Annotated in this window: 16 protein-coding genes; 5 read left to right on the top strand and 11 right to left on the bottom strand. The window is 59.5% G+C overall.

Annotation, left to right across the window (positions count from 1 at the left end):
* Nucleotides 1-2: 2 nt before the first annotated feature.
* Together lipA and lpdA are read right to left on the bottom strand one after the other, a co-directional pair.
* Nucleotides 3-947: a lipoyl synthase gene (gene lipA, locus Q0677_RS07980; protein WP_298908155.1), complete on the bottom strand. Its 945-nt coding sequence runs from the start codon at nucleotides 945-947 to the stop codon at nucleotides 3-5.
* Nucleotides 948-957: 10 nt separating this feature from the next.
* Nucleotides 958-2,334, bottom strand: coding sequence for a dihydrolipoyl dehydrogenase (gene lpdA / locus Q0677_RS07975; RefSeq protein ID WP_298908152.1), 1,377 nt, complete (start codon nucleotides 2,332-2,334; stop codon nucleotides 958-960).
* 189 nt (nucleotides 2,335-2,523) lie between these two features.
* Here lpdA and Q0677_RS07970 point away from each other — a divergent pair, with 189 nt between their 5' ends.
* From Q0677_RS07970 to Q0677_RS07955, 4 genes are all read left to right on the top strand, one after another.
* Nucleotides 2,524-3,138: an XRE family transcriptional regulator gene (locus Q0677_RS07970; RefSeq protein ID WP_298908149.1), complete on the top strand. Its 615-nt coding sequence runs from the start codon at nucleotides 2,524-2,526 to the stop codon at nucleotides 3,136-3,138.
* Between the two features lie 212 nt (nucleotides 3,139-3,350).
* Nucleotides 3,351-4,310 carry a Hint domain-containing protein gene (locus tag Q0677_RS07965; protein WP_298908147.1) on the top strand — a complete coding sequence of 320 codons (960 nt, stop codon included), beginning with the start codon at nucleotides 3,351-3,353 and terminating at the stop codon, nucleotides 4,308-4,310.
* Between the two features lie 329 nt (nucleotides 4,311-4,639).
* On the top strand, nucleotides 4,640-5,617 hold the full coding sequence (locus tag Q0677_RS07960) for an efflux RND transporter periplasmic adaptor subunit (RefSeq protein ID WP_298908145.1): 978 nt from the start codon (nucleotides 4,640-4,642) through the stop codon (nucleotides 5,615-5,617).
* Entirely contained in the window at nucleotides 5,610-8,816 is a 3,207-nt protein-coding gene (locus tag Q0677_RS07955; protein ID WP_298908143.1) for an efflux RND transporter permease subunit, read from the top strand. The genes Q0677_RS07960 and Q0677_RS07955 overlap by 8 nt, the downstream gene beginning before the upstream one ends.
* Before the next feature lie 69 nt (nucleotides 8,817-8,885).
* Here Q0677_RS07955 and Q0677_RS07950 read toward each other — a convergent pair whose 3' ends face one another.
* The 9 genes from Q0677_RS07950 to Q0677_RS07905 form a co-directional block, all read right to left on the bottom strand.
* Nucleotides 8,886-9,734 carry a hypothetical protein gene (locus Q0677_RS07950; protein ID WP_298908141.1) on the bottom strand — a complete coding sequence of 283 codons (849 nt, stop codon included), beginning with the start codon at nucleotides 9,732-9,734 and terminating at the stop codon, nucleotides 8,886-8,888.
* 418 nt (nucleotides 9,735-10,152) lie between these two features.
* Nucleotides 10,153-11,679, bottom strand: coding sequence for a S8 family serine peptidase (locus Q0677_RS07945; RefSeq protein WP_298908138.1), 1,527 nt, complete (start codon nucleotides 11,677-11,679; stop codon nucleotides 10,153-10,155).
* Complete coding sequence (locus Q0677_RS07940) at nucleotides 11,676-12,269, bottom strand: hypothetical protein (protein ID WP_298908136.1); 594 nt, start codon at nucleotides 12,267-12,269, stop codon at nucleotides 11,676-11,678. The genes Q0677_RS07945 and Q0677_RS07940 overlap by 4 nt, the downstream gene beginning before the upstream one ends.
* The gene (locus Q0677_RS07935) at nucleotides 12,266-12,823 is read right to left on the bottom strand and encodes a sigma-70 family RNA polymerase sigma factor (protein WP_298908134.1); all 558 of its coding nucleotides are present in this window, start codon (nucleotides 12,821-12,823) and stop codon (nucleotides 12,266-12,268) included. Before Q0677_RS07935 ends, Q0677_RS07940 begins: the two co-directional genes overlap by 4 nt.
* A 9-nt stretch (nucleotides 12,824-12,832) precedes the next feature.
* On the bottom strand, nucleotides 12,833-14,611 hold the full coding sequence (locus Q0677_RS07930) for a hypothetical protein (protein WP_298908132.1): 1,779 nt from the start codon (nucleotides 14,609-14,611) through the stop codon (nucleotides 12,833-12,835).
* A gap of 271 nt (nucleotides 14,612-14,882) precedes the next feature.
* Nucleotides 14,883-16,562: a D-lactate dehydrogenase gene (gene dld, locus Q0677_RS07925; RefSeq protein WP_298908129.1), complete on the bottom strand. Its 1,680-nt coding sequence runs from the start codon at nucleotides 16,560-16,562 to the stop codon at nucleotides 14,883-14,885.
* Complete coding sequence (locus tag Q0677_RS07920; RefSeq protein WP_298908126.1) at nucleotides 16,559-17,746, bottom strand: alpha-hydroxy acid oxidase; 1,188 nt, start codon at nucleotides 17,744-17,746, stop codon at nucleotides 16,559-16,561. The genes dld and Q0677_RS07920 overlap by 4 nt, the downstream gene beginning before the upstream one ends.
* Before the next feature lie 11 nt (nucleotides 17,747-17,757).
* Nucleotides 17,758-19,836: a TRAP transporter large permease subunit gene (locus Q0677_RS07915; RefSeq protein ID WP_366940957.1), complete on the bottom strand. Its 2,079-nt coding sequence runs from the start codon at nucleotides 19,834-19,836 to the stop codon at nucleotides 17,758-17,760.
* Nucleotides 19,837-19,945: 109 nt separating this feature from the next.
* Nucleotides 19,946-20,998 carry a TRAP transporter substrate-binding protein gene (locus Q0677_RS07905; RefSeq protein ID WP_298908123.1) on the bottom strand — a complete coding sequence of 351 codons (1,053 nt, stop codon included), beginning with the start codon at nucleotides 20,996-20,998 and terminating at the stop codon, nucleotides 19,946-19,948.
* A gap of 333 nt (nucleotides 20,999-21,331) precedes the next feature.
* Between Q0677_RS07905 and Q0677_RS07900 the strand changes: the two genes are divergently transcribed.
* Nucleotides 21,332-22,105, top strand: coding sequence for a FadR/GntR family transcriptional regulator (locus Q0677_RS07900; protein WP_298908121.1), 774 nt, complete (start codon nucleotides 21,332-21,334; stop codon nucleotides 22,103-22,105).
* Nucleotides 22,106-22,112 lie beyond the last annotated feature (7 nt).

The following is a 22,112-nucleotide window of genomic DNA, read 5'->3' as shown; positions in this document are numbered from 1 at the left end:
GGTTATGCCCCTGCCGCAAGCGCGCCATCGCGGGCTTGTTTCAAGGCGGCAAAGTCTTCGTCAGCATGGAACGACGACCGCGTCAGCGGCGTGGCCGAGACCCCAAGGAACCCCTTGGCGCGGGCCGCTTGTTCCAGGCTTTCGAACTCTTCCGGCGTCCAGAACCGGTCGATCTTGTGATGTTTGGCGGTGGGCTGCAGGTACTGGCCCACGGTTAGGAAATCGACATTGGCGGCGCGCAGGTCGTCCATCACCTGCTTCACCTCGGCCATCGTCTCGCCCAGACCGACCATCAGGCCGGACTTGGTGAAAATGCCGGGGTTGGCGCGCTTGGCGTCATCCAGCAGGCGCAGCGACTGGTAGTAGCGCGCGCCCGGGCGCACGGTCGGATAGAGCCGCGGCACGGTTTCCAGATTGTGGTTGAACACGTCGGGGGCGGCGTCAAACACCTCGTCCGCCGCGTCGCCTTTGCCCAGAAAATCCGGGGTCAGAACTTCGACCGTTGTGCCGGGGTTCTGGTGGCGCACGGCGCGGATGGTCTGGGCGATATGCCCTGCCCCGCCATCAGCCAGATCATCCCGGTCGACCGAGGTGATCACCACATGACGCAGCCCCAGTTTCTTCACCGCAGCCGCCACACGGCCCGGTTCGAACGCGTCCAGCGCATCCGGGCGGCCGGTCGACACGTTGCAGAAGCTACACCCACGGGTGCAGATCTCGCCCATGATCATCATGGTGGCATGACGCTTGGACCAGCATTCGCCCACGTTGGGGCATGCGGCTTCCTCGCAGACCGTGACCAGATCATGATCCCGCATCAGGCGACGGGTCTCGTAATACTCGGCGCTTTCGATCTTCTTTTTGCGAATCCAGCTGGGTTTGCGCGGGATCGCACTGTCGGGCTTGTGGGCCTTTTCCGGGTGACGCAGGCGGGGGATCTGGTTCATTGCCGCCCCCTTACGCGTGAATGGCGCGGCCCAGCGCGTCCAGACAGGCTTCTTTCACGGCCTCAGCCATGGACGGGTGCGCATGACAGCTTGCCGCCACGTCCGTGAGTGTCGCCCCCTTCGCCATGGCCAAGACCAGTTCCGCGATCAGATCGCCACCGTGAGCACCACAAATATGCGCCCCCAGCAGCACGCCGTCGGGCGAGGCCAGAACCTTGACCGCGCCGTCCGTTTCCCCGGTCGAGCGCGCGCGCGAGTTCGCCATGAAGGTAAACTTGCCGCTGATATAGTCGGTGCCCGCGTCTTTCAGCGCCTCTTCCGTGGCTCCGACCGAGGCGACCTCGGGGTCGGTGTAGACCACGCCCGGAACTTTGTCGTAGTCGACGTGGCCTTTCAGACCGGCCAAGCCTTCCACACAGGCCACACCGTCTTCTTCCGCCTTATGGGCCAGCATCGGGCCGGGCACGCAGTCGCCAATGGCATAGATGCCGGGAACCGAGCTTTGGAAGCTGCCGTCCACCGGAATGAAGCCACGTTCGTTGACCTCGACGCCCAGTGCGTCCAGCCCCAGACCACGGGTGACGGGGCGACGACCAATTGCGACCAGAACCTTGTCGGCCTCGATCGTGTCGACGGTGTCTTTGCCAACGCGTTCCACGGTCAGGGACAGTCCGCCCTCGCCTGCTTCAACCGCCTTCACAGCGCGGCCCAGTTGGAATTTCAGCCCGCGCTTGGACAGAGCCCGCTGCGCCAGCTTGGCGATCTCGCCATCAATGCCGGGCAGGATGCGATCGAGGTATTCGACAACGGTCACCTTGGCACCCAAACGCGCCCAGACCTGACCAAGTTCCAGACCAATGACACCCGCGCCGATCACGACCAGATGCTCGGGCACCGTGTCCAGCGCCAGCGCGCCGGTCGAGCTGAGAACATCCACCTCGTCAATCTCGACGCCCGGCATCGGTGTCGGTTCCGAGCCGGTGGCAATCAGAATGTTCTTTGTTTCATGAATGGTGTCGTCCACCTTGACCTGACCAGCGGCGGGAATGGTCGCCCAGCCCTCGATCAGCTCAACGCCGTTCTTCTTGAACAGGAAGGCGATGCCTTTGGTCAGGTCGCCAACGACCTTATCTTTGCGCGCCATCATGGCACCCAGATCCAGCGAAGCGCCTTCAACCGCGATCCCGTGGGCGGCCAGATGCGATAGCTCGGCATATTTACCGGACGAGGTCAGAAGCGCCTTCGACGGAATGCAGCCCACATTCAGGCACGTCCCGCCCAGCGATCCACGGCCCTCAACACAGGCAACCTTCAGGCCCAACTGAGCCGCACGAATGGCAGCGACATAGCCACCTGGGCCGGCTCCGATCACGATCAGGTCAAACATATGTTCCTCCGCTTCCCGTTCACATTCATGAATGCGCATTTTGTGGAATAGTTTCCTATCCGGGATTTCTTGTTTCTCATAGGAAACTTCGGGGGAAAGTGCAACATTTGTGTGCAGTGGGATACTTTGACAGCTCTGAGAGCAGTAACTAAGCTGCGGAGGAACAACGGGAAAATTCAGGAGGCCCGCATGGAAATCGACCCGAATGGCGCTGCACAAACAGGCAGCGAGCCTGCGGACGCACCCGATGGCGAAGCGATGGGCCTTATGATTCGAGAGGCCCGGAAGGCGAAAGGGCTGACGCTGGAAGACACGGCGCGGGCGGCGGGGATCGGCCGTTCAACCCTGTCAAAGATCGAGAACAACCAGACCCGGCCAAGCTTCGACATCATCCGGCGCATCATGCAGACGCTGGAACTTGAAACCCCACAGTTGTTCCTGCAATCCGCGAAGACGGACATCTCGGGCCGCCGCGACTATACCCGCGCGGGTCAGGGCGAGATCAAAAAGACGCCGACCTATACGCACGAATTGCTGTGCAACGAACTGACCTCGAAAAGCATGGTGCCCTATATCTCGACCGTAACCGCGCGCGAAGTCTCGGAGTATGACGATTGGGTGCGCCACAACGGTGAAGAGTTCATGTTTGTCCTGTCCGGCGAACTGACGCTGGTGACAGAACATTATCGGCCGTTACACTTGGGTCCCGGAGATTCCGTCTATTACGACGCGCGGATGGGGCACGGGCTGATTTCGACCAGCGAAGAAGATGCGAAAGTGCTGTGGGTGTCGCTGGGATTATGATCCACTCCTCAGGTCGATGCAGGCTACCATTTTTTGCGCTCTCGCATCGGTTGTGAATCATGCATTTTCACCTATGCGCCCCAAAGGCGCCATATTTAATTCTTACCTAGTGACAAGTTTCGTGATTCATTTGCGAAATCTTATTACTCTTGGTTCAACATTGCTGCAGCCCTACAGCAAATTCTTGTAGATGAAGTTACACAGGCAGACTCATGGCGACGATTAAACTTACGCTCCAAGATGTGAATGGAGATCCGTTCACCTCTGGCAACAATATCAACATTGTAACAAGCCAAACGCCGAATGCGGTTTTTAACGAGCCGTCGGGGACGACAACGCTAGAGATCGTGTCTGCAGGTGACACCGTAACGATTGGTGGATTTACCTATACATATGACTATCTTGGATCCGGTGACATCGACAGCGATCCGACGCTGCCTGCCGCATTTATTCGCATCACCGGATCTTCCGACCCCAATGCTACGATTCCGATTGGTACGACCTACGCGATTGACCTGACGGGGCAACCGGGGGATCCTGGCTATCCGGACCTGCCAAATGGCAACACCAAGCTAGGCGTCGCCGACCTGAACACCACGGACCCGACCCCGTTCCCCTGTTTTGTGGCCGGTACGCTGATCGAAACCTTGGACGGCCCCCGCGCCGTTGAAGACATCGAAGTTGGTGACATGGTCTGGACCATGGACAATGGGTTCCAGCCAGTGCGCTGGATCGGAACCGCCGAGGTCGCAGCCGAAGGGGACATGGCGCCCATCGAATTTGCGCCCGGCGCAATCGGCAACACCGCAGCTTTGCGCGTCTCGCCGCAGCACCGTGTTCTGGTTAGCGGCTGGAAAGCCGAACTTTACTGCGGCAGCGATCAGGTTCTTGTCGCTGCAGCCCACCTTGTAACGGGCGACGCGGTTCGCCGCCTGTCTGGTGGTCAGGTGACCTATGTACACCTGCTGTTTGATCAGCACGAGATCGTCGAAACTGACGGCGCCCTGACCGAAAGCCTCTATATCGGGCCTGAAAGTGTCAAAGCGCTGCCGCAGGAATCCGTTGAAGAGCTTCTGACCCTCTTCCCCGAGCTGATGAGCCGCGCAGGCCAGTATCCGGTCGCCCGCCACGTTGCAAAGCGCCACGAGGCAACGCTTCTCGCGTCCGCCTGACCCTTAGTGATTTGAAGCCCGCACCTCAGTTGCGGGCTTCATACATTGTGGAACCACTGTTCCCTGGGCGATGTCGCCAGCCTTTCCAAAACCAGGACGAAAACGCAAAACTATACTTGTGTGCCTTTTCGCGTCTATCACGGTGGCCTGCCCGTTTCCCGCCATCGTCCCTTGCATTCACCAAACATATTCATTATTTTGAATATGTGATCTTGATCAAGTTCATGTCAGGACTATCCGTCTAGTGTCACAACACGCTCTGACACCAGTCGTGTTGAACCTGCCAGCAACGGACATGGTTTGGGCCACCTACCGCACAGGAGATTGCGATGCGTAAATTTGTCTTGTCCCTTCTGGTCGCCTTGTTCCCGCTTGCGACCCAAGCCGAAGAACCCTTCGTCGCGAACGCTGTCGACGTCACTGAATGGAAAGCCGTGTTCGGCCGGATCGAGGCGCGTGACCGTGTACACGCGCGGTCGCGGCTTGGCGGCACGATCATCTCCATCGACGTCTCCGAGGGATCCACGGTCGAGAAAGGCCAGCAGATCGCCAGCATCACGGATGAAAAGCTGACCCTTCAGCTGAACGCGGTGGATGCGACGCTGACCTCGCTGGAGTCTCAGTTAGAGACCGCCTCGGCCGATCTGCAGCGCGGCGAAGACCTGCTGGAACGTGGGGTCGCCACCGCACAGCAGTTGGATCAGCTGCGCACGCGCGTGGATGTGATTAAGGGACAAATCGGCACTGCGCAGGCCGAGCGGAGCGTGCTGAAACAGCGCGAAGCGGAGGGCGCTGTGCTGGCGCCCATTGGCGGCGCGGTGCTTCAGGTTCCCCTGACTGAAGGCTCTGTCGTCATGCCCGGTGAAAGCATCGCCGAGATCGGCGGCGGCGGCTTCTTCCTACGCCTTGCGGTGCCGGAACGCCATGCTGGTTACCTTGAAGAAGGCGCGGAAATCCGCATTGGCGGTGAAGAGGGCGAGTCGACCGGCGTTCTGGCCAAGCTCTATCCCCAGATTGAAAACGGCCGCGTGATCGTCGATGTCGAGTTCGCGGGCATGGAGACCGATTTTGTGGACGCACGCGTTTTGGTACGCCTTCCGGTTGGCAAGTCGACGGCATTGCTGGTGCCCACGGGCACAGTTTCGACCCGCATGGGGCTGGATTTCGTCACAGTGCAATCCGCAGACGGCGCGAAGTCGCAGCGCGCGGTCGTCACGGGTGGCGCGCACCAGATGGACGGCGTCGAGATGGTCGAAATCCTGTCGGGTCTGACCGCAGGCGAACAGGTGGTGACCAGCCATGAGTAATCAGCCAAACACCCCCTCGCTGGGCATCGCGGGCGGATTGACCAAGGCGTTCATCCGCTCGGCCCTGACCCCATTGATGATCTTGGCGTCGCTTGCCGTCGGCCTTGTGGCACTGGTCAGCCTACCGCGGGAGGAAGAACCGCAGATCTCGGTCCCGATGGTGGATATCCACATCCAAGCGCCGGGCCTGAAAGCAGAAGACGCCGCCAAGCTGGTGACCGAGCCGATGGAAAGCATCGTGCAGGGCATCAACGGGGTCGAGCATGTCTATTCGCAGACCAGCGATGACTATGCGCTTGTGATGGCGCGGTTCTTGGTTGGCACATCGGCGGATACCGCGATCTTGCGCGTGCATGACAAGGTGCGCGCGAACATGGATCGCATCCCGGTTGGGATCAACGAGCCCCTGATCGTCGGACGCGGGATCGACGATGTGGCCATTGTCTCGCTGACGCTGAGCCCCAAACCCAACGCTGAACACACCACCGCCAACGACCTGACACGGATTGCCCGCAAACTGCAGGTCGAGGTCGCCAAGATCCAGGATGTAGGCCTGACCTATCTGGTCGGCGAAAGCCCCGAGGCGATCCGCATCGCCCCGGACCCCGAACGTCTGGCGCTGTATGGGGTGACCCTGCAGCAGCTGGTGGGCAAGGTCCAAGGCGCAAACCGTGCGTTCAGCACCGGGTATGTCCGCGACGGCGGGCAGCAAGTGATGCTGACAGCCGGCCAGACATTGCAGGCGTCCTCGGACGTTGCAAACCTGCTTCTGACCACGCGCGACAACCGCCCGGTTTACGTGCGTGACGTCGCCAATGTCAGCTTCGTGCCGGATACCTCGGACAAGATCGTTGCCAATGTCACACGCGGTGAAGATGGTGAAATCATCCGCACCCCTGCCGTTACTCTGGCGGTTGCCAAACGTGCAGGCGCCAATGCCGTCGTCGTGGCCGAGGAAATCCTGCACCGCGTTCACCTGCTGGAACATGACCTAGTCCCCGATACGGTGCAGATCGACGTCACCCGCGACTATGGCGAAACGGCAGACGAGAAAGCCAACGAGCTTCTGTTCCACTTGGGGCTGGCGACAGTGTCCATCGTGGCGCTGGTGCTGTTCACCATCGGCTGGCGCGAGTCCATCGTGGTCGCCGTGGTGATCCCTGTCACCATCCTGCTGACACTCTTCGCCGCGTGGGTGATGGGCTACACGCTGAACCGCGTATCGCTGTTCGCGCTGATCTTCTCGATCGGGATCCTTGTAGATGACGCGATTGTGGTGATCGAGAACATCGCCCGCCATTGGGGCATGCAGGACAAAGCGGACCGCGTGACCAAAGCCATCCGCGCAGTCGCCGAGGTGGGCAACCCGACCATCGTCGCAACGCTGACCGTGGTCGCCGCCCTTTTGCCGATGCTGTTCGTATCGGGCCTGATGGGTCCGTATATGAGCCCGATCCCGGCCAACGCCTCGGCTGCAATGATCTTTTCGTTCTTCGTGGCGGTGATCATCACGCCATGGCTGATGATCAAGATCGCAGGCAAAGCCCCTGCGCATGATCACGATGACGAAGGACATCATGGTGGCGCGTTGGGGCGGATCTATGCCTCGGTTGCGCGGCCTTTGCTGAAGACCAAAGCCATCAGCCTGACCTTCCTGCTGGGCGCGGCTGTGATCTCGTTCGGGTCACTGGCGCTGATCTACACCAAGGACGTGACGGTCAAGCTTCTGCCCTTCGACAACAAGTCGGAACTGTCGGTGGTGGTCGATCTGCCCGAAGGCTCGTCGATCGAGGCAACGGACGCCGTGGTGCAAGCCGTGGCGCGCGAAGCCCTGCAGATGCACGAGGTTGTGTCGGCACAAACCCATGCCGGGGCGTCCGCGCCCTTCAACTTCAACGGTCTGGTCCGGCATTATTACCTGCGCACGCAGCCACATCTGGGCGATGTGCAAATCCTGCTGGACCACAAGGAACACCGCGAACGCACAAGCCACGAGATTGCGTTGGAACTGCGTGAACGGATGAACCAACTTGATCTGCCCGCAGGCACCAACATCAAGACGGTCGAGCCGCCCCCCGGCCCGCCGGTCATGGCGACCCTGCTGGCCGAGGTCTATGGCCCCGATGCCGACACCCGTCGCGAAGCCGCCAGCAAGATCCGTGCGGCCTTTGACAGCGTGCCCTTCGTCGTCGATGTCGATGACAGCTTCGGGGAACAACCGCGCCGTCTACGCATCACGATCTCGCAGGACCAGTTGGAGTTCTTCGGGGTACAGGAGCAGGACGTCTTCTCGACGCTCGCGCTTTTGAACCATGGGCAGACCGTTGGGTACTCGCATCGCGGTGAGGGCCGCTATCCGATCCCCATCATCGTGGAACGCGACAAGGCGGACCGGGTGCTGGACGAACGCTTCCTGTCGACGCCGATCCCAGCGAACGCCCTGCCCGGCGCTCGTGGCGTGGTGGAGCTTGGCGACGTGATCGAGATCACCGAGGAACGCGCTTCCTTCCCGATCTTCCGTCACAACGGGCGCACCGCCGAAATGGTCACCGCCGAGGTTGCCGGAGACTTCGAGGCCCCGGTCTATGGCATGATCGCCGTAGCCGAGCAGTTGGAGGCGATGGAATGGGAAGAAGGCACCAAGCCCGAAATCCGCATGAACGGTCAGCCTGAAGACGAAAGCATCGTCACCCTGCTGTGGGACGGCGAATGGGAAGTCACATGGGTCACCTTCCGCGACATGGGGGCCGCCTTTGCCGTGGCGCTTCTGGGGATCTACATTCTTGTGGTTATGCAGTTTGGCTCGTTCAAACTGCCGCTGGTGATCCTGACGCCGATCCCGCTGACCTTCGTTGGGATCATGGGCGGGCACTGGCTGTTCAACGCGCCGTTCTCGGCCCCGTCGATGATTGGCTTCATCGCGCTTGCGGGCATCATCGTGCGGAACTCGATCCTGCTGGTGGACTTTATCCGGCATGCCGATCCCGCGAAGGATAAGGTCGAAACGCTGATCGAGGCCGGCGCCATCCGCTTTAAGCCGATCCTCTTGACCGCAGTTGCGGCGATGATTGGCGCGGCGGTGATCTTGGCCGACCCGATCTTCCAAGGGCTTGCCTTGTCGCTGCTCTTTGGTTTGCTCAGCTCAACCCTACTGACGGTTCTGGTGATTCCCGCGATTTATCGCGTGTTCCGAACCTAAGCGGTCTAGGCGAAACCTACAAACATGACGCGGCCCCAAATTTTGGGGCCGCTTCTGTGTTCGCGCATCTCATCCATGCGCGCGCGCCCTCCAGCCTGCAATCGCTGTCCCGAGCATTGCCCCTAGCGCGGCAATGAAGAGCCAAATGCGCGCATCACCCCAATCGATAACTGGGTCGCCAGCCGCAGACGTATCTGCGGAAAGCCGGATGACGGCCAACACCTCCAACACGCAGAAGACGATCAAGGCCGCATTGGCGTGTGCAACCCGTTGATTGTCCCCTTCCAAGGCCATATGCGCGGACAGTGCGCCGATACCGATCAGCCACGCGCCCACTGCACGCGCCGTCAGAGCGCTAAGCGCCCACGGCCACAGAAACTTGATGTCGGCAGGGGCGAGAAATAACCCGCCCCCAAGCAACAGCAAGATACCTGCCTGCCCCCACAGCACGGTCCGCATCCACCCAGCCATCGGGTTCGCACGCGGACCATCCTTGGACGTTTTGCGCAGCTGTAGTACCCACAATGCCCCCATCACAATCGGCACCAACCCGTAGACCGCCAGCCAGACCCAAGTGACAAACTGGGTGAACGGGGCGAACTCTGCGCCGAAGTGAAACTTGTCGATGTGTAGCAGCGTGGCGATCAGGGTCATGGTCGTGAAGATCCAGACCGCGGGCACCGCGATGCGTGCGCTCTCCCATGTTGTGTCCTGCGAGGCGCGAAACTCGACCAAGCCAGCGGCCAAATACGCGCCGCCCAAAAAGGCCGCGGTCACCGGCGGGTTCACGGTCCACGAAAACAAAAACGCGGTTTTGTCGGGCAACAGGAACAACGGCGCGCCGATGACCGTGACCAGCACCGCCGCCACCAGAAGCATCCAGCGCATGGCATCGGTGGTTTGCGTTCGGTCCGACATAGTCCCCCCTTTGGCACGTCCCCTGAAGATATCACCCTTAGATCAGTGTGCCGCAATTATGGGGATTTGTCCCGTTCAACCAAGAAAGTATAGTTCAGGGGCCGCTTGCCCAGCTATCAGGGCTGGGGCTTTTGGGATGTCGGAAGAAAGGCAGCGCGCCCTTGCGGCGCCCTTGGGCAACAGGTTCACGGTTGGTATCACCGATACCAACCGCTCCCTCTGACCATGCAGAAATCGTCACTCAACCACTTCACACTTTGCAGGCCAAACCCAAAATACTCTTGCGCTGGAGGGAACCGCATAACCACGCACCATTTAACCAAACCACCAGCACCGCACTAAGCAACAGCAGCGACGTTAACAGCGTCGCTAAATGTTTGTCGGGTGAGTTGGGAAAAGGTTCATAAATAATTTACAACTATTTGCAGCTGTCGGCCTGGATCAGCCCCCAGCCGAACCGGCTGTCCCTTCCGGGACGCCCAAGGTCGCGGGACCGCTGGCGCAAAGTATTCAGAAGCTGCTGCTTGCGCAGCCCCGATCGCGCGACCTCTTGCGCGATGATCGCAGTGGCAAAAGCCGCGGCATATGACGTGCCCGAGGCAAAGGTCGTGCCCCGTCCACGTGGCAAAAGCAGATCTACACCCGGCGCGGAGAAGTCCACCTCGGGTCCGCCATTGGCATGTTTGTACAGCCGCGCGCGCGCATCTACTGCGGTGATTGCGATGACATTCGGATCGGATGCGGGATAGGCCACGGCGGCACGCCCCCCATTCCCGGTGGCCGCCACCATAATCAGCCCTTTGCGGGCAACCGTTTTGACGATGTCTTCCAGGCTATCGTTCTTCGGCCCAGCCAAGGACATGTTCACGATGTCGACATTGTTCTCGACCATCCAGTTCAGCCCCTGCGCGATACTTTCCAGCCGCGCGACCGACCGCCCGCCATTGCGCGCGAACGCCACGACCGAGAAGATTTCGGCCCCCGGGCTGATCCCTTGCGGAAGCTTATCCGTCCCCCAGCCGCTGATCAGAGCCACGATGCCCGTCGCATGATCGACCGATCCAGTGCGATCGCGCGGAAACAGGACCGAGGTCGATTTGACCGACACGCCCCGCAAAGCCGGGTTCGAGGTGTCCACCGGGCCATCGATCACCCCCACGCGGACGGGGCGGTTCAGCTTGCATCCCGTGTCGGGCGCAAGGCCCAGAAGCCGATTGGCATAGGTTGTGCGCCCCTTCGCGGCCCCATAGACCGAATGCTTGTCGACAATCACCGAAATCCGCTGACGGGCAAGGCGGGACCGCAGCTCCGCAAGCGACATACGCCCGTTTAAGTCCACCGCAGACATCCGCGCGCCCAAAGCCCCCAAAGAGGTGTTGCGCAGAATAGACACGCCTTCACGCGACATCATGGTCTGGGCGCGGGCAACTTCTTCGCTGGAGCCGATCAACAGGTATTCCGGTCCCCCACTTGGGGCGGCGACCTCGTTCCGCGTGGCACGAACAAGCGGCTGGCCATTGGGCGTTCTGAGGGACAGCCCCTGCCCCAAGCCAGACCTGCCTCCGGGACCGGTGCCTGTACCGCCGCCTCCGGGGCCAAGGCCTCCTCCACCATTCGGATCATCGCAAATCCGCGCCGACGCAACGACTTTGGTCGACCCGTTCGGCTCGACATGGACGACGTGGAACTGAACGGAATACGGCAACCCGCTGAGTGGTAGCCTGACACGCAGCCGACTGGTGGTGTGCGAGATCAACGTGGCCGGCAGCAATGTGCCGCTCACCCGCGTGCGTAGATTGGGCGTCGCATTCCTGAGAAACCCGGGGGTGGGCACATCCAGAATGTCACCGGGCAGCACGCAATTGCCTTGCTGCGCCTGTGCGCTTGGCACGACGCCAAAAAGCGTGATGGCAATCAGAGCAACGGCAAGAGCAAGGCGCTTCACGGAAGATCCACACTTTCGAAAACGTCAGTCTCCAAGCGCAACGTACCGGCCAACTGCGTAAGATCAGCGCCGGGATCAAGCGGGGACAACCGGTACAGGCCAATCGCGGACGGACCGTCGACGATCACCAACTCGTGCCTCTGCAACAACGACGCCATCGACGCCTGCGTGACATCCGCTCGGAACATCACAACGATATTCGCCGTGTCATTATTGGACGACGCCAGTTCGTAAACATCTTCCGATACGCGGAAGTTGCCAATTACGGCAATCAGGGCAAACGCGGCCGCCAGCCCACCTGAGAACGACAGCATATAGCGCCGCGTTCTGGATCGCCCTTCAACAACTTTCTGCGGGCTATCTTCGATGTCACGCCGAAGCCGCGCCAAACCCAGTTCGCCCGGACTTTCGCCGTCGGGCTGCTGTTGCATCGTTGTACGAACAAGGGACAGCATCTCGGCTTCTTGCCGCAGCGACGGGTCTTGTGCCATTGCGGCCTCGACCATGTCCTGCTCGTCCTCTGACAGTGTTCCGTTGACCCAAAAGGGCAACAAATCAAGGATATGCTGACGATCTACTTCCGAACTCATGATGCTACCTTTGTATTCATTCTGCCCTGAAGGCAGTGCAACAACAACTTCTTAGCATGAAAAATACGGGTTTTGACGGTCCCTTCCGGGACTGATGTCACCTCGGCGATCTCGCGATAGCTCATGTCTTCGTAGAACGCGAACTCGATGGCGTCACGATGATCGGGCTTCAACTGCGCCAAACAGGCCCGCAAATGATCCGCCTCTTCGGCAGCCGTAATCTGGGCCATCGCACTTGGCGCCTCGTCCAGCTGCTCGGGCAGATCATCGGCAATCGTCAGGCGCGCATTCTTGCGAAACACATCAATTACCTTTCGGTACGCAATCGAGAACATCCACGTTTTGACAGCAGACCGCCCTTCAAATGCGGCCGCCCCTTTCCATACATCTAAAAACACTTCTTGAAGTATGTCGGCCGAGAGGAACGGATCGTTCAATTTAATGTTGATAAATCTGTAGAGCGGTTTCTCCATCTGGCGATAAAGCGCGTCGAGGGCGATTTTGTCGCCCGTTCCGATCCGGTGGATCAAAGCTTTCAGATCTGCATCATTCATATCCGCGCCCTACCGATACACGATGTGGTTGATGTCGCTGCGCAGGGCCAGCCCAAACAGCCAGCCATCTCCGTCGATCATCCTACGTGACCAAGCACCTTCCATGTATTCCGCGCTGAAGACAAGCGAATGATCTTCGACAAAGGTCCACTCGATTTCCTGCCGCAGATAGCGGGCATTCTCGCTAGAGCTGTCACTATACTCAACAATCCCGGCCTCAAGTGCATAGTCCCACAGGTCGGGAACAAGCGCGTAGTTCAAGCTGGCGGCTGCCCGCGCCTCCCAAAAATCCCCGAGGGTCGAGGCATGATGGCGCATCTTCAGCTCGACCGTAGCGTCCAGTCGATCAGTGGGCGCGACCGAGGCCAGAAGCTCCAACCCATGGGCAATTTCATCCCCATCGGGTGCCGAAAGATACTCCAGATCTTCGTAGCTATAGAGCACTGCATAGCTGCCGTGTTCGGTGAATTTGTTCATCCCGACGCTGAACGAGGCCAGTTGGTGATCCTGTTCAGGCAAGGCACCCAGCGGGGTTTCAAGCCGTTCCTGCACGAACAGTTCGGACGAGAAATAGAACCTTGCGCCGTTCAGGAAGCCACCGGTGAAAACATCAGGGGCGTAGGTCGTTTCGAACGACAGTCGGGTCAGGCGGTCCACCGCTTGATCCGGGCTGCCCCCTTCGTTGGTCCGCGCCTGTTCGGCACCAAGGGCCCAGCTCCATTCATGGCCCGCGTATTCCAGCTCCACCCGTTTGGCGCGCTCGCCGACAATCAGGTCCGGATTGAGCGGTGAATGGAAATCCTGATCGATCTGCGAATAGCCCAGACCAAGTGACAGCGCGTCCGGGCGTTCAGGCGGTGTCAGGCGAATATCCAGTTCAGCCTCCAGCGCTTGCCCGGAACGCCAAGTGCCGCCGTCAAACCACTCGGTCTCGTCTGCCGACAGCAGGACATCCACGCGGTCGCCGACCACCGGCGCGGACAGCGATACGCCCTTGCCCCGGACATTGCCAACAGACCCGTTGGGCAGATCCCCTGCCCGCCCGTCAAAGGCGGTGAATCCAAGGCGCAGGCCAGAATTCAGAAACGGCGCGATCTGGGTTGTCGCCCCGATGACGCGATCATTCCGGTCGGCAACGCCGATCAGATTGTCTGGACTGGTGGACAGGCCGGGTTGCAACACGAAGGCGGCGACCTCGTCCCGGTTGGTGGCATCCGCGAACCGCAAAGACACCCCGCGGCGCGATGCCTGATCAATCAGGTTTCCGTTGATGTTGTAGTAGTGCGAGCCCAGCCGTAGCGAGAGGTCCCCGCCCAGCACCGTGTGTCGAGTTTCCAAATAGTGATCGTTGATCGCGTAGTACTCGCCGGTCTCTGGGTCCGGTAATGCCGCGCGCGAGAAGCTTAGACCGCCACGCAGCAGACCATCTTGGATATCGAAATCCAGCCGCCCGCCGAACCCGGTATAAACTTTATGCGCATCGCGGTTTCCGACCACACCGCTTTCCAATTGGACGGCAACATAGGCTTCGGTCGTGCCCGCCGCGACAAGCGTGAACTCCCACCGGCCAATCAGAACGTCGCCCCGCGCGGTATCTTCATACAGCACAATCTCGTGTGTGTTGCCGGTCAGGTCTGTGGGCACTTTCAAGCGAAGTGTCGTGCCAGACAGGTCCAGAGCGGTCCAGACTCGCACACCGTCGATCTCGACTTTCGCACGCGCTAGGGGAAGCAGCTGATCAATTTCGATGGACAGGATTTCACCGGGTTTCGCATTCCCCAGCGACACCCGATCGCTTGCTGGTGCCTTTACTGGCAGGAACAAAATCAGTACCGCGGCGATCCACGCCCCCAGTTTGCTTGATTTTTGCCCGCGATAGCTTTGCACCAATAGTCCCTAGTTTGCGTCGGGGCTTACTAACGGGGCGCCGTTAAATCTCAAGAAAAAACTGACTCAAACACCTAGAGATAGACGAATATGTCTCAGAAACCTCGCTTACAACTACCTGCGGATGAGCAGCCACCCTCAGACTACCGCATAGGCCTTTGCGGAGGCGAACTCACGCATAGTGTTTTTTCTTCGACATCTTTCCGATGCCGGGATTGAAGGAGTTGGTGGGGTCGCAGCAGGCATAATGAGCGGCCAGATCAGGCTTGGCAGGATAGAGATGCCCGACATTGTGTTCGGCCGGATATTCGGCGCCGCGCTGATCCAAAAGCTCCAACATCTGCGCCTTAATCTGCTTGGGATCAGCTCCCTTCTTGACCACATAATCCTGATGCAGAACGTGACAGAAGAAGTGGCCGTAATAGAGCTTGTGCACAAGCTGATCATCGACTTCAGTCGGCAGCACTTCGTACCAGTCGCGATCATTGCGGCGCAGCGCGATATCCAGCGCCAAGATATCCTCGACCTCGTTCGAATGGATCGCCATGTACCGCACTGCGGCACCTGCGGCGGCGAACCGATGCAATCCGGCAATCTTGGCTTCACGGTCGGTACATTCAAAGAAGCCCCCTTCGCGATCGGCAAAGAGTTTGGACAGATAGGCTGATGCCTCGGCGATCCCGTCGTCTCGCATCTTCAGGATCAGGTGGTGACGATAGCGATTGCGGAAGTCCTTCAACCGTTTCGGCAGGATGCTGGGGGTCAGGCGGGCAAACAGCTGCATGGCGCGGTCGGTGAAATTGGCCAGCCCGGGGACAGACCGCAGCCGCGCATCAATCGCACCTTTCAAGGCAAAGAAGGACGGCAGGCGATCCGTACCCAACCAGTCGATCATCATGACGGTGTCCTTGCCATAGCGCTCAGTCAGGTCGAACACCTCGCGCTCCATATATTCGCCCGAGACCGGCAGCGTCTCGAACTCTGACAGAATATGACGGCGCAGCTCTGTCAGGTCTGCGGTATCATTGGTGCCAATATAGAAGGTCTTTTGCGTGGCGGGCTTGGCATAGGTATCCAGCCGCACAGCAAAAACGCCCAGCTTGCCCGCACATCCCGAGGCCTCGTGCAAACGCCGTTTGTCGGCATTGAAACGCGCGGGCGTTTCCGCATCCACCTTGCGCACCTGACTGGCATAGTCAGTGGCCGACGCCTTGCGGTTGGTGTCCGGGACGCTCGGCCCCAGATCGCCTGCCTCAAGCCGTGTCAGAATTTCCTCGGGCGTGTCGCCCAGATCGATCCCCAAATGGTTGACCAAGGACAGCTGACCGTTTTCATCGACCTGTGCGTACAGCGACAGCTCGGTATAAGACGGGCCACGTTCCACCAGCGAACCGCCCGAGTTGTTGCAGACCCCGCCGATGATCGACGCGCCGATGCAGGACGACCCGATCACGGAATGCGGTTCGCGCCCCAGCGGGTCGAGCAGTTTTTCCAAAGCAAACAAAGTGGAGCCCGGAAAGCCAATGACCTGACGCCCCTCGTCCAGCGGCACGATCTTGTCCATGCGGCGGGTGTTGATCAGAACCACGTCACGGTCATAGGCGCCAGACGGGGTGGAGCCTTCGGTCAGCCCCGTATTGGCCGCCTGCATAATGACGATCTTGTCCGCCGCGACGCAGGCCTCAAGCACCTGCCATTGCTCAAGCAACGTCCCCGGACGAATGACGCACAGCGCTTCCCCTTTCCCCGATCTGAACCCGCGCCGAAAGCGTTCAGTCGCCCGCTGTCCAGTCAGGACATGACGACGACCGACGATGTCGCGGAACCGAGAGAGAAGCGCGTCGTTGGTCATGCAGCAGCTCCTGTGCTTATCTTCGCCGCCCCGCTTTCCCCAAGAAAACGCAGGTTGTCGTGGCTCAGTTGGTCGACGCGCGTGACGCCCATCAGTTTCATGTCGCGCTCGATCTCGGCCTGCATCAGGCCCAGCGCGCGCTCGACAGCCGGTTGACCGCCTGCTGCCAGAGCATAAAGGTATCCGCGACCGATGCCCACCGCCTTGGCGCCCAATGAAAGCGCCTTCAGCACATGGGTCCCGCGTTGAATGCCGCTGTCCATCATGACGTCCAGCTTGTCGCCAACCGCCTGAACGATCTCGTCCAGCTGGTCGAACGGCGTGCGCGACCCATCCAGCTGCCGGCCACCGTGGTTCGACAGAATGATGCCGGTGCAGCCGATCTCAGCCGCGCGTTTGGCGTCTTCAACGGTCATGATGCCCTTCAGGCAGAATTGGCCATCCCAATCGCGCACCATCTGCGCCACGTCATCCCATGTCATCGACGGGTCGAGCATGTCGGTGAAATAGCCACCGATCGAGCTGGCCCCGCCGCCCATATCGACATGCTCATCCAATTGCGGCAGGCGGAATTTCTCGTGCGTGACATAGTTGATGCCCCACATCGGCTTGATCGCAAACTGGATCATGCCGCCCAAGGTCAGCCGGAACGGGATCGAAAAACCGGTGCGCAGATCGCGTTCGCGATTGCCGCCGGTGATGCTGTCCACGGTCAGCATCATCACTTCGACGCCGGCCTCTTTGGCGCGCTGCATCATGGCCGCGTTCAGCCCGCGATCCTTGTGGAAATAGAACTGGTAGACCTGCGGGTTCTTGTGCTTCTGCCGAAGCTCTTCCAACGACACGGTGCCTAAGGACGACACCCCAAACATAGTCCCGTATTTCTCGGCTGCTGCAGCAACGGCGCGTTCGCCTTGGTGATGGAACAGACGCTGCAGCGCGGTGGGCGAGCAATAGACTGGCATGTCCAGCTTTTGCCCCATCACGGTGACGGACATGTCCACATCCTTCACCCCGCGCAGCACCGAAGGCAGCAGATCGCACGTGTCGAACGCGCTGGAGTTCTTGCGCAGCGTCACCTCGTCATCGGCACCACCGTCAATGTAGTTGAAGATCGGCCCCGGCAGACGGCGCTGCGCCAGTTTTCGGAAATCGTGGAAGTTGTGACAGTCTTTAAGACGCATGTTCCAAACTCCTAGTACGCGACCGAGGGCAGCCAAGTGGCAAGTGCGGGCCAGTAGAAGACAAGGGCAAGACCGATCAGCTGCAGGATCACGAAGGGAATGATGCCCTTGTAGATATCCGTCAGTTTGATCTCGGGCGGGCAAACCCCCTTCAGATAGAAGAGCGCAAATCCAACCGGTGGCGTTAAGAAACTGGTCTGCAACGTCACCGCCACAAGGATCACGAACCACACCAGCGCCGGTTCATCGATGGCGCCAAAGCCGGGAACATCCAGACCCAGCGCATTCACAATCGGGCGCATCAGAGGCAGCACGATCAGCGTGATTTCGATCCAGTCCAGCACGAAGCCCAGCAGGAACACGATGAACAGGATGAAAATCACAGTTCCCGTGGCGCCAAGGCCAGCGCTGTGGATCATGTCCTCGATCAACGCGTCGCCGCCCAATTCCCGCAGCACATAGCTGAACACAGTCGCGCCCAAGAAGATCGCGAAGATATAGGCGGTGGTGTTGAAGGTGGCTTTCAGCACGTTGACCAGCTTGCGGAAGGTCAGCTTGCGATAGCCCAGCGCCAGCAGGGTCGCGCCAAGGGCACCCACGCCCGACGCCTCGGTCGGCGTGGTGAGGCCCGCGAAGATCGAGCCCAGTACCGCAAGGATCAGACCCAGTGTCGGCAGGATGGCAATCAGCACATCCTTGACGGCAGCCCAGTCAGGGCGGGTTGCGCCCTCGGGCACTGGGGCCACATCGCGTTTGATCAGTGCAATGACGAAGATATAGGTCAGATAGAGGCACCCGATGATGACGCCCGGGAACACCGCGGCCATGAACAGGTCGCCGACTGACAGGGCCATCTGGTCTGCCATAATCACCAGCATGATCGAGGGCGGGATCAGGATGCCAAGTGTACCGGATGCCGACACCACACCAGCCGCCAGCGAGGGGTTGTATTTCTGCTCCATCATCGACGGAAGCGACAGCACGCCCAGCAGAACCACCGACGCGCCGATGATGCCGGTCGACGCTGCTAGGATAATGCCGATCATGGTCACGGTGATGGCCAGCCCGCCGCGCACCGTCCCAAACAGACGCTGCATCGAGGTCATCAGGCGTTCCGCCACGCCGCTTTCATCCAACATCAGGCCCATGAAGATGAACATGGGCAGTGCCACCAGAACCGCGTTCGACATGGTCGCATAGACACGGTTCACCACGGCCCCAAGGGTCAAATAGTCAAGCCCGGTAAAGGTGCTTTCCAGCCCAGTCCACAACATCAGGTCATTGTCGAACAGGTAAGCCAGCCCGCAATACGCGACACCAACGCCTGCAAGGGTCCACGCCACAGGGAAGCCCGTGAACAGAAGCGCGATGAAGGTCAGGAACATCGCGATGACCAGCTTTTCTTCGGTGGTTTCGACCACGAATGTCAGCGCGGTTGCGACGACCGCAAAGGCCACCAGCGCCCACAGGATCAGGCGTAGGTCCTTGCCCTTCCTTTCGTCCTCGTAATTCACCACGATGGCATGCGCGTCGTGGATCAACCGGGCCACAGCAGCCAGCGCCAGCAGCACGAAGCTGGCCGGGATCACAGCTTTGAACGCCCAGCGCGCAGGCAGTCCTGTCGGGCTGTCCGAGCGTTCGTTCACCCGCCAGCTTTCATAGAAATAATCCCAGCCCTGATCGATCATAAGATAGATGAAAGGCGCCAGCAGGGCGAGGATCCCGATCACCTCGATCACCCGCTGCGCACGGCGGCTTAGCTGCATGTGCAGGATATCAACGCGTACGTGGCTGTCGGTCACCAAGGCATAAGAAATGCCGACCATCGTCACCAAGCCATAGAAATGCCACTGGATTTCATCGAGCTTGGGGAAGTTCACATTGAACATATAGCGCAGGCTCACCTGTGTCACGATAGCAGCCACCAAAAGCAGGTTGGCCCACATGACGATGTTGCCGACGCCTTTTACGGTCTTGTCGATGGCAACGGCAGCGACCTGCGTGTCGCGGTCCTCGTGTTCGAGAATGTGTTCATACACGTCAACGGGATCGGAATTGTCCACGTCATTTTGATGCGGGGTCTGGGCCATGTTCTCCTCCACAGGCGATGGCGGCGAAATTGCGCGAGGTCAGGGATAAAAAGGGAAAAACAAATAAGTGCGGGGCGGCGGGTCGCGCCGCCCCACGTTCTTTGGAAAGTTACTTGCGGGGGAGGAACGCGTTCTCTTTCCAGATCGCATAGCCTTCGCGGAACTCGGTCATGTCACCCAGAACCTTGGCGAAGAATTCGTCATTGGCGGCTTCTTCGTCGGCCACGGCGTCCCAGTTTTCGCGGAAGACGTTAAGCATCTCGTCCGACCAGGTCTTGATGGTCACGCCGTTGTTTTCGACGTTGTCCAGAAGGGCCGCGTGCTGAATGGCTTCACCTTCTGCAAAGCTGTCGGTCATCGAGGCCTTACAGGCGTTTTCGATGATCGCCTTGTGCTGGTCGCTGGCTTCGTTCCAGACGTCCTTGTTCACCAGCAGTTCAAACACAGTGGCCTGTTGGTGCCAGCCGGGGAAGTAGTTGAACTTGACCAGTTTGTGGAAGCCAAGGCGTGCGTCGATCGCTGGCATCGAAAACTCGGTCGCGTCGATCGCGCCTTTTTCCAGTGCGGGGAAGATCTCGCCACCCGGCAGCAGGCTGGTCGCAACGCCTAGGCGCTGCATGACTTTGCCGCCCAGACCGAAGAAACGCATTTTCAGACCTTCCAGATCTTCAGCGCTGTTGATTTCCTTTGCGAACCAGCCCGAGGTTTCCGGCGCGATGATCGCACAGGGCAGAACCTTCACGTTGAAGCCCGCCTGATCATACATCTCTTGGTACAGGTTCATCCCGTTTCCATAGTACAGCCATGCCATGTATTCGCCGGCTTCCGGGCCAAAGGGCACAGCCGAGAACAGCGGCGCGGCCGGGATCTTACCGGCCCAATAGCCAGCCGTGGTGTAGCCCGAGTTGATCTTGCCCGAGCTTACCGCGTCCAAGATCTCGAACGGCGGCACCAGCTTGCCGGGCTCGTAGACTTTCATCTTCAGCGTACCACCGGACATCAGGTCCAGCTGCTCGGCAACGCGCGGGATCGGCGATCCCAGACCCGGCAATGCGGTCGAGAACGCAATCGGGGTTTTCAGCAGCAGTTTGTCAGCAGCCTGAGCTGCGGTGGTGGTCATAAGGGTCGCGGCAATCGCCAGCGAAGTCAGGGTCTTTTTCATGGTTCTCCTCCGAGGTTGGACCGTAAGGACCGGCGCCGCCTCCACGGCAAATCCGGTGTCGATATGAATTGGTAAATAAATATTACCACCGCGACCGGTCAACAACTTTATTTACCATTGGCAATTCTGACCGTTAGGTTCTTACGTGCGAAACCGCACAGATTTCGGGCCATAGCCTATGAAGGAAGTCCGAATATCTTGGGCATTCCTGTTATTTTTCAAAAGCTAACAAAGAACACTGTGCAGATTTGATCCGGGTTGATTTTTGACGAGCATTGGTTACTTTGATTTACCACCACTCCGAGAACGACGCGGAACCGAGGGACGTTCAAAATGACGAAGAAAGCTCTTTTTGATCCGGTTGGACACGAATCATTGGCCGATGCTGTCGTCGCACAGATCGAGGATTTGATTGCTTCGGGGGTTCTTAAACAGGGTCGCCAGCTGCCGTCCGAGCGCGAATTGGCCGAGACACTTCGCGTCTCGCGCCCAAAGCTGCGTGAAGCGCTTCATATTCTGGAAGAGCGCGGCTTGGTCATGATCAAGCACGGCGAGGGCAGCTTTGTTGCACCTTTGACTGGTCAAGCGATGCTGCCCGCCCTGCTGGACCTGTATGGCCGTCACGAACCGGCGTTTTTCGACTACCTCGAATACCGGCGCGAACAGGAAGGCTTTGCCGCCCGCCTTGCCGCCCGCCGCGCGACACGCGCAGACAAAGAACGAATTTCCGAAATCCTGACCGAGATCGAACGCGCGTGGAAAGCAAACGACGCGGATGCATCCCGAGAAGCAGATTTCTCCCTGCATTCAGCCATTGTGGATGCCAGCCAGAACGCAACCTTGATCCATATGATGGCGTCGATTTTCGACCTGACCCAGCAAAGTGTGTTCTATAACCGCGACTTCCTGAAGACGTTGGATGGCACGGGCAAGAAACTGCTCGAACAACACTTAGAACTGGGACAGGCCGTCATCGACGGCGACGAAACCCGTGCTGAAAAAGCGGCGCTGGATCACATCGACTTCGTGGAACAGTCCTTCCGGCAAGGTCTGGAACAGCAACGTCGCGAGGCCATGGCCGAAAAGCGTCGGTTGATGGCGCAATAGCCGCTGC

The sequence above is a fragment of the uncultured Aliiroseovarius sp. genome (assembly GCF_947492455.1).
Classification (GTDB): domain Bacteria; phylum Pseudomonadota; class Alphaproteobacteria; order Rhodobacterales; family Rhodobacteraceae; genus Aliiroseovarius.
The sequence above is the reverse complement of the archived record's forward strand: the minus strand, read 5'-3'. Positions and strand labels throughout refer to the sequence as shown.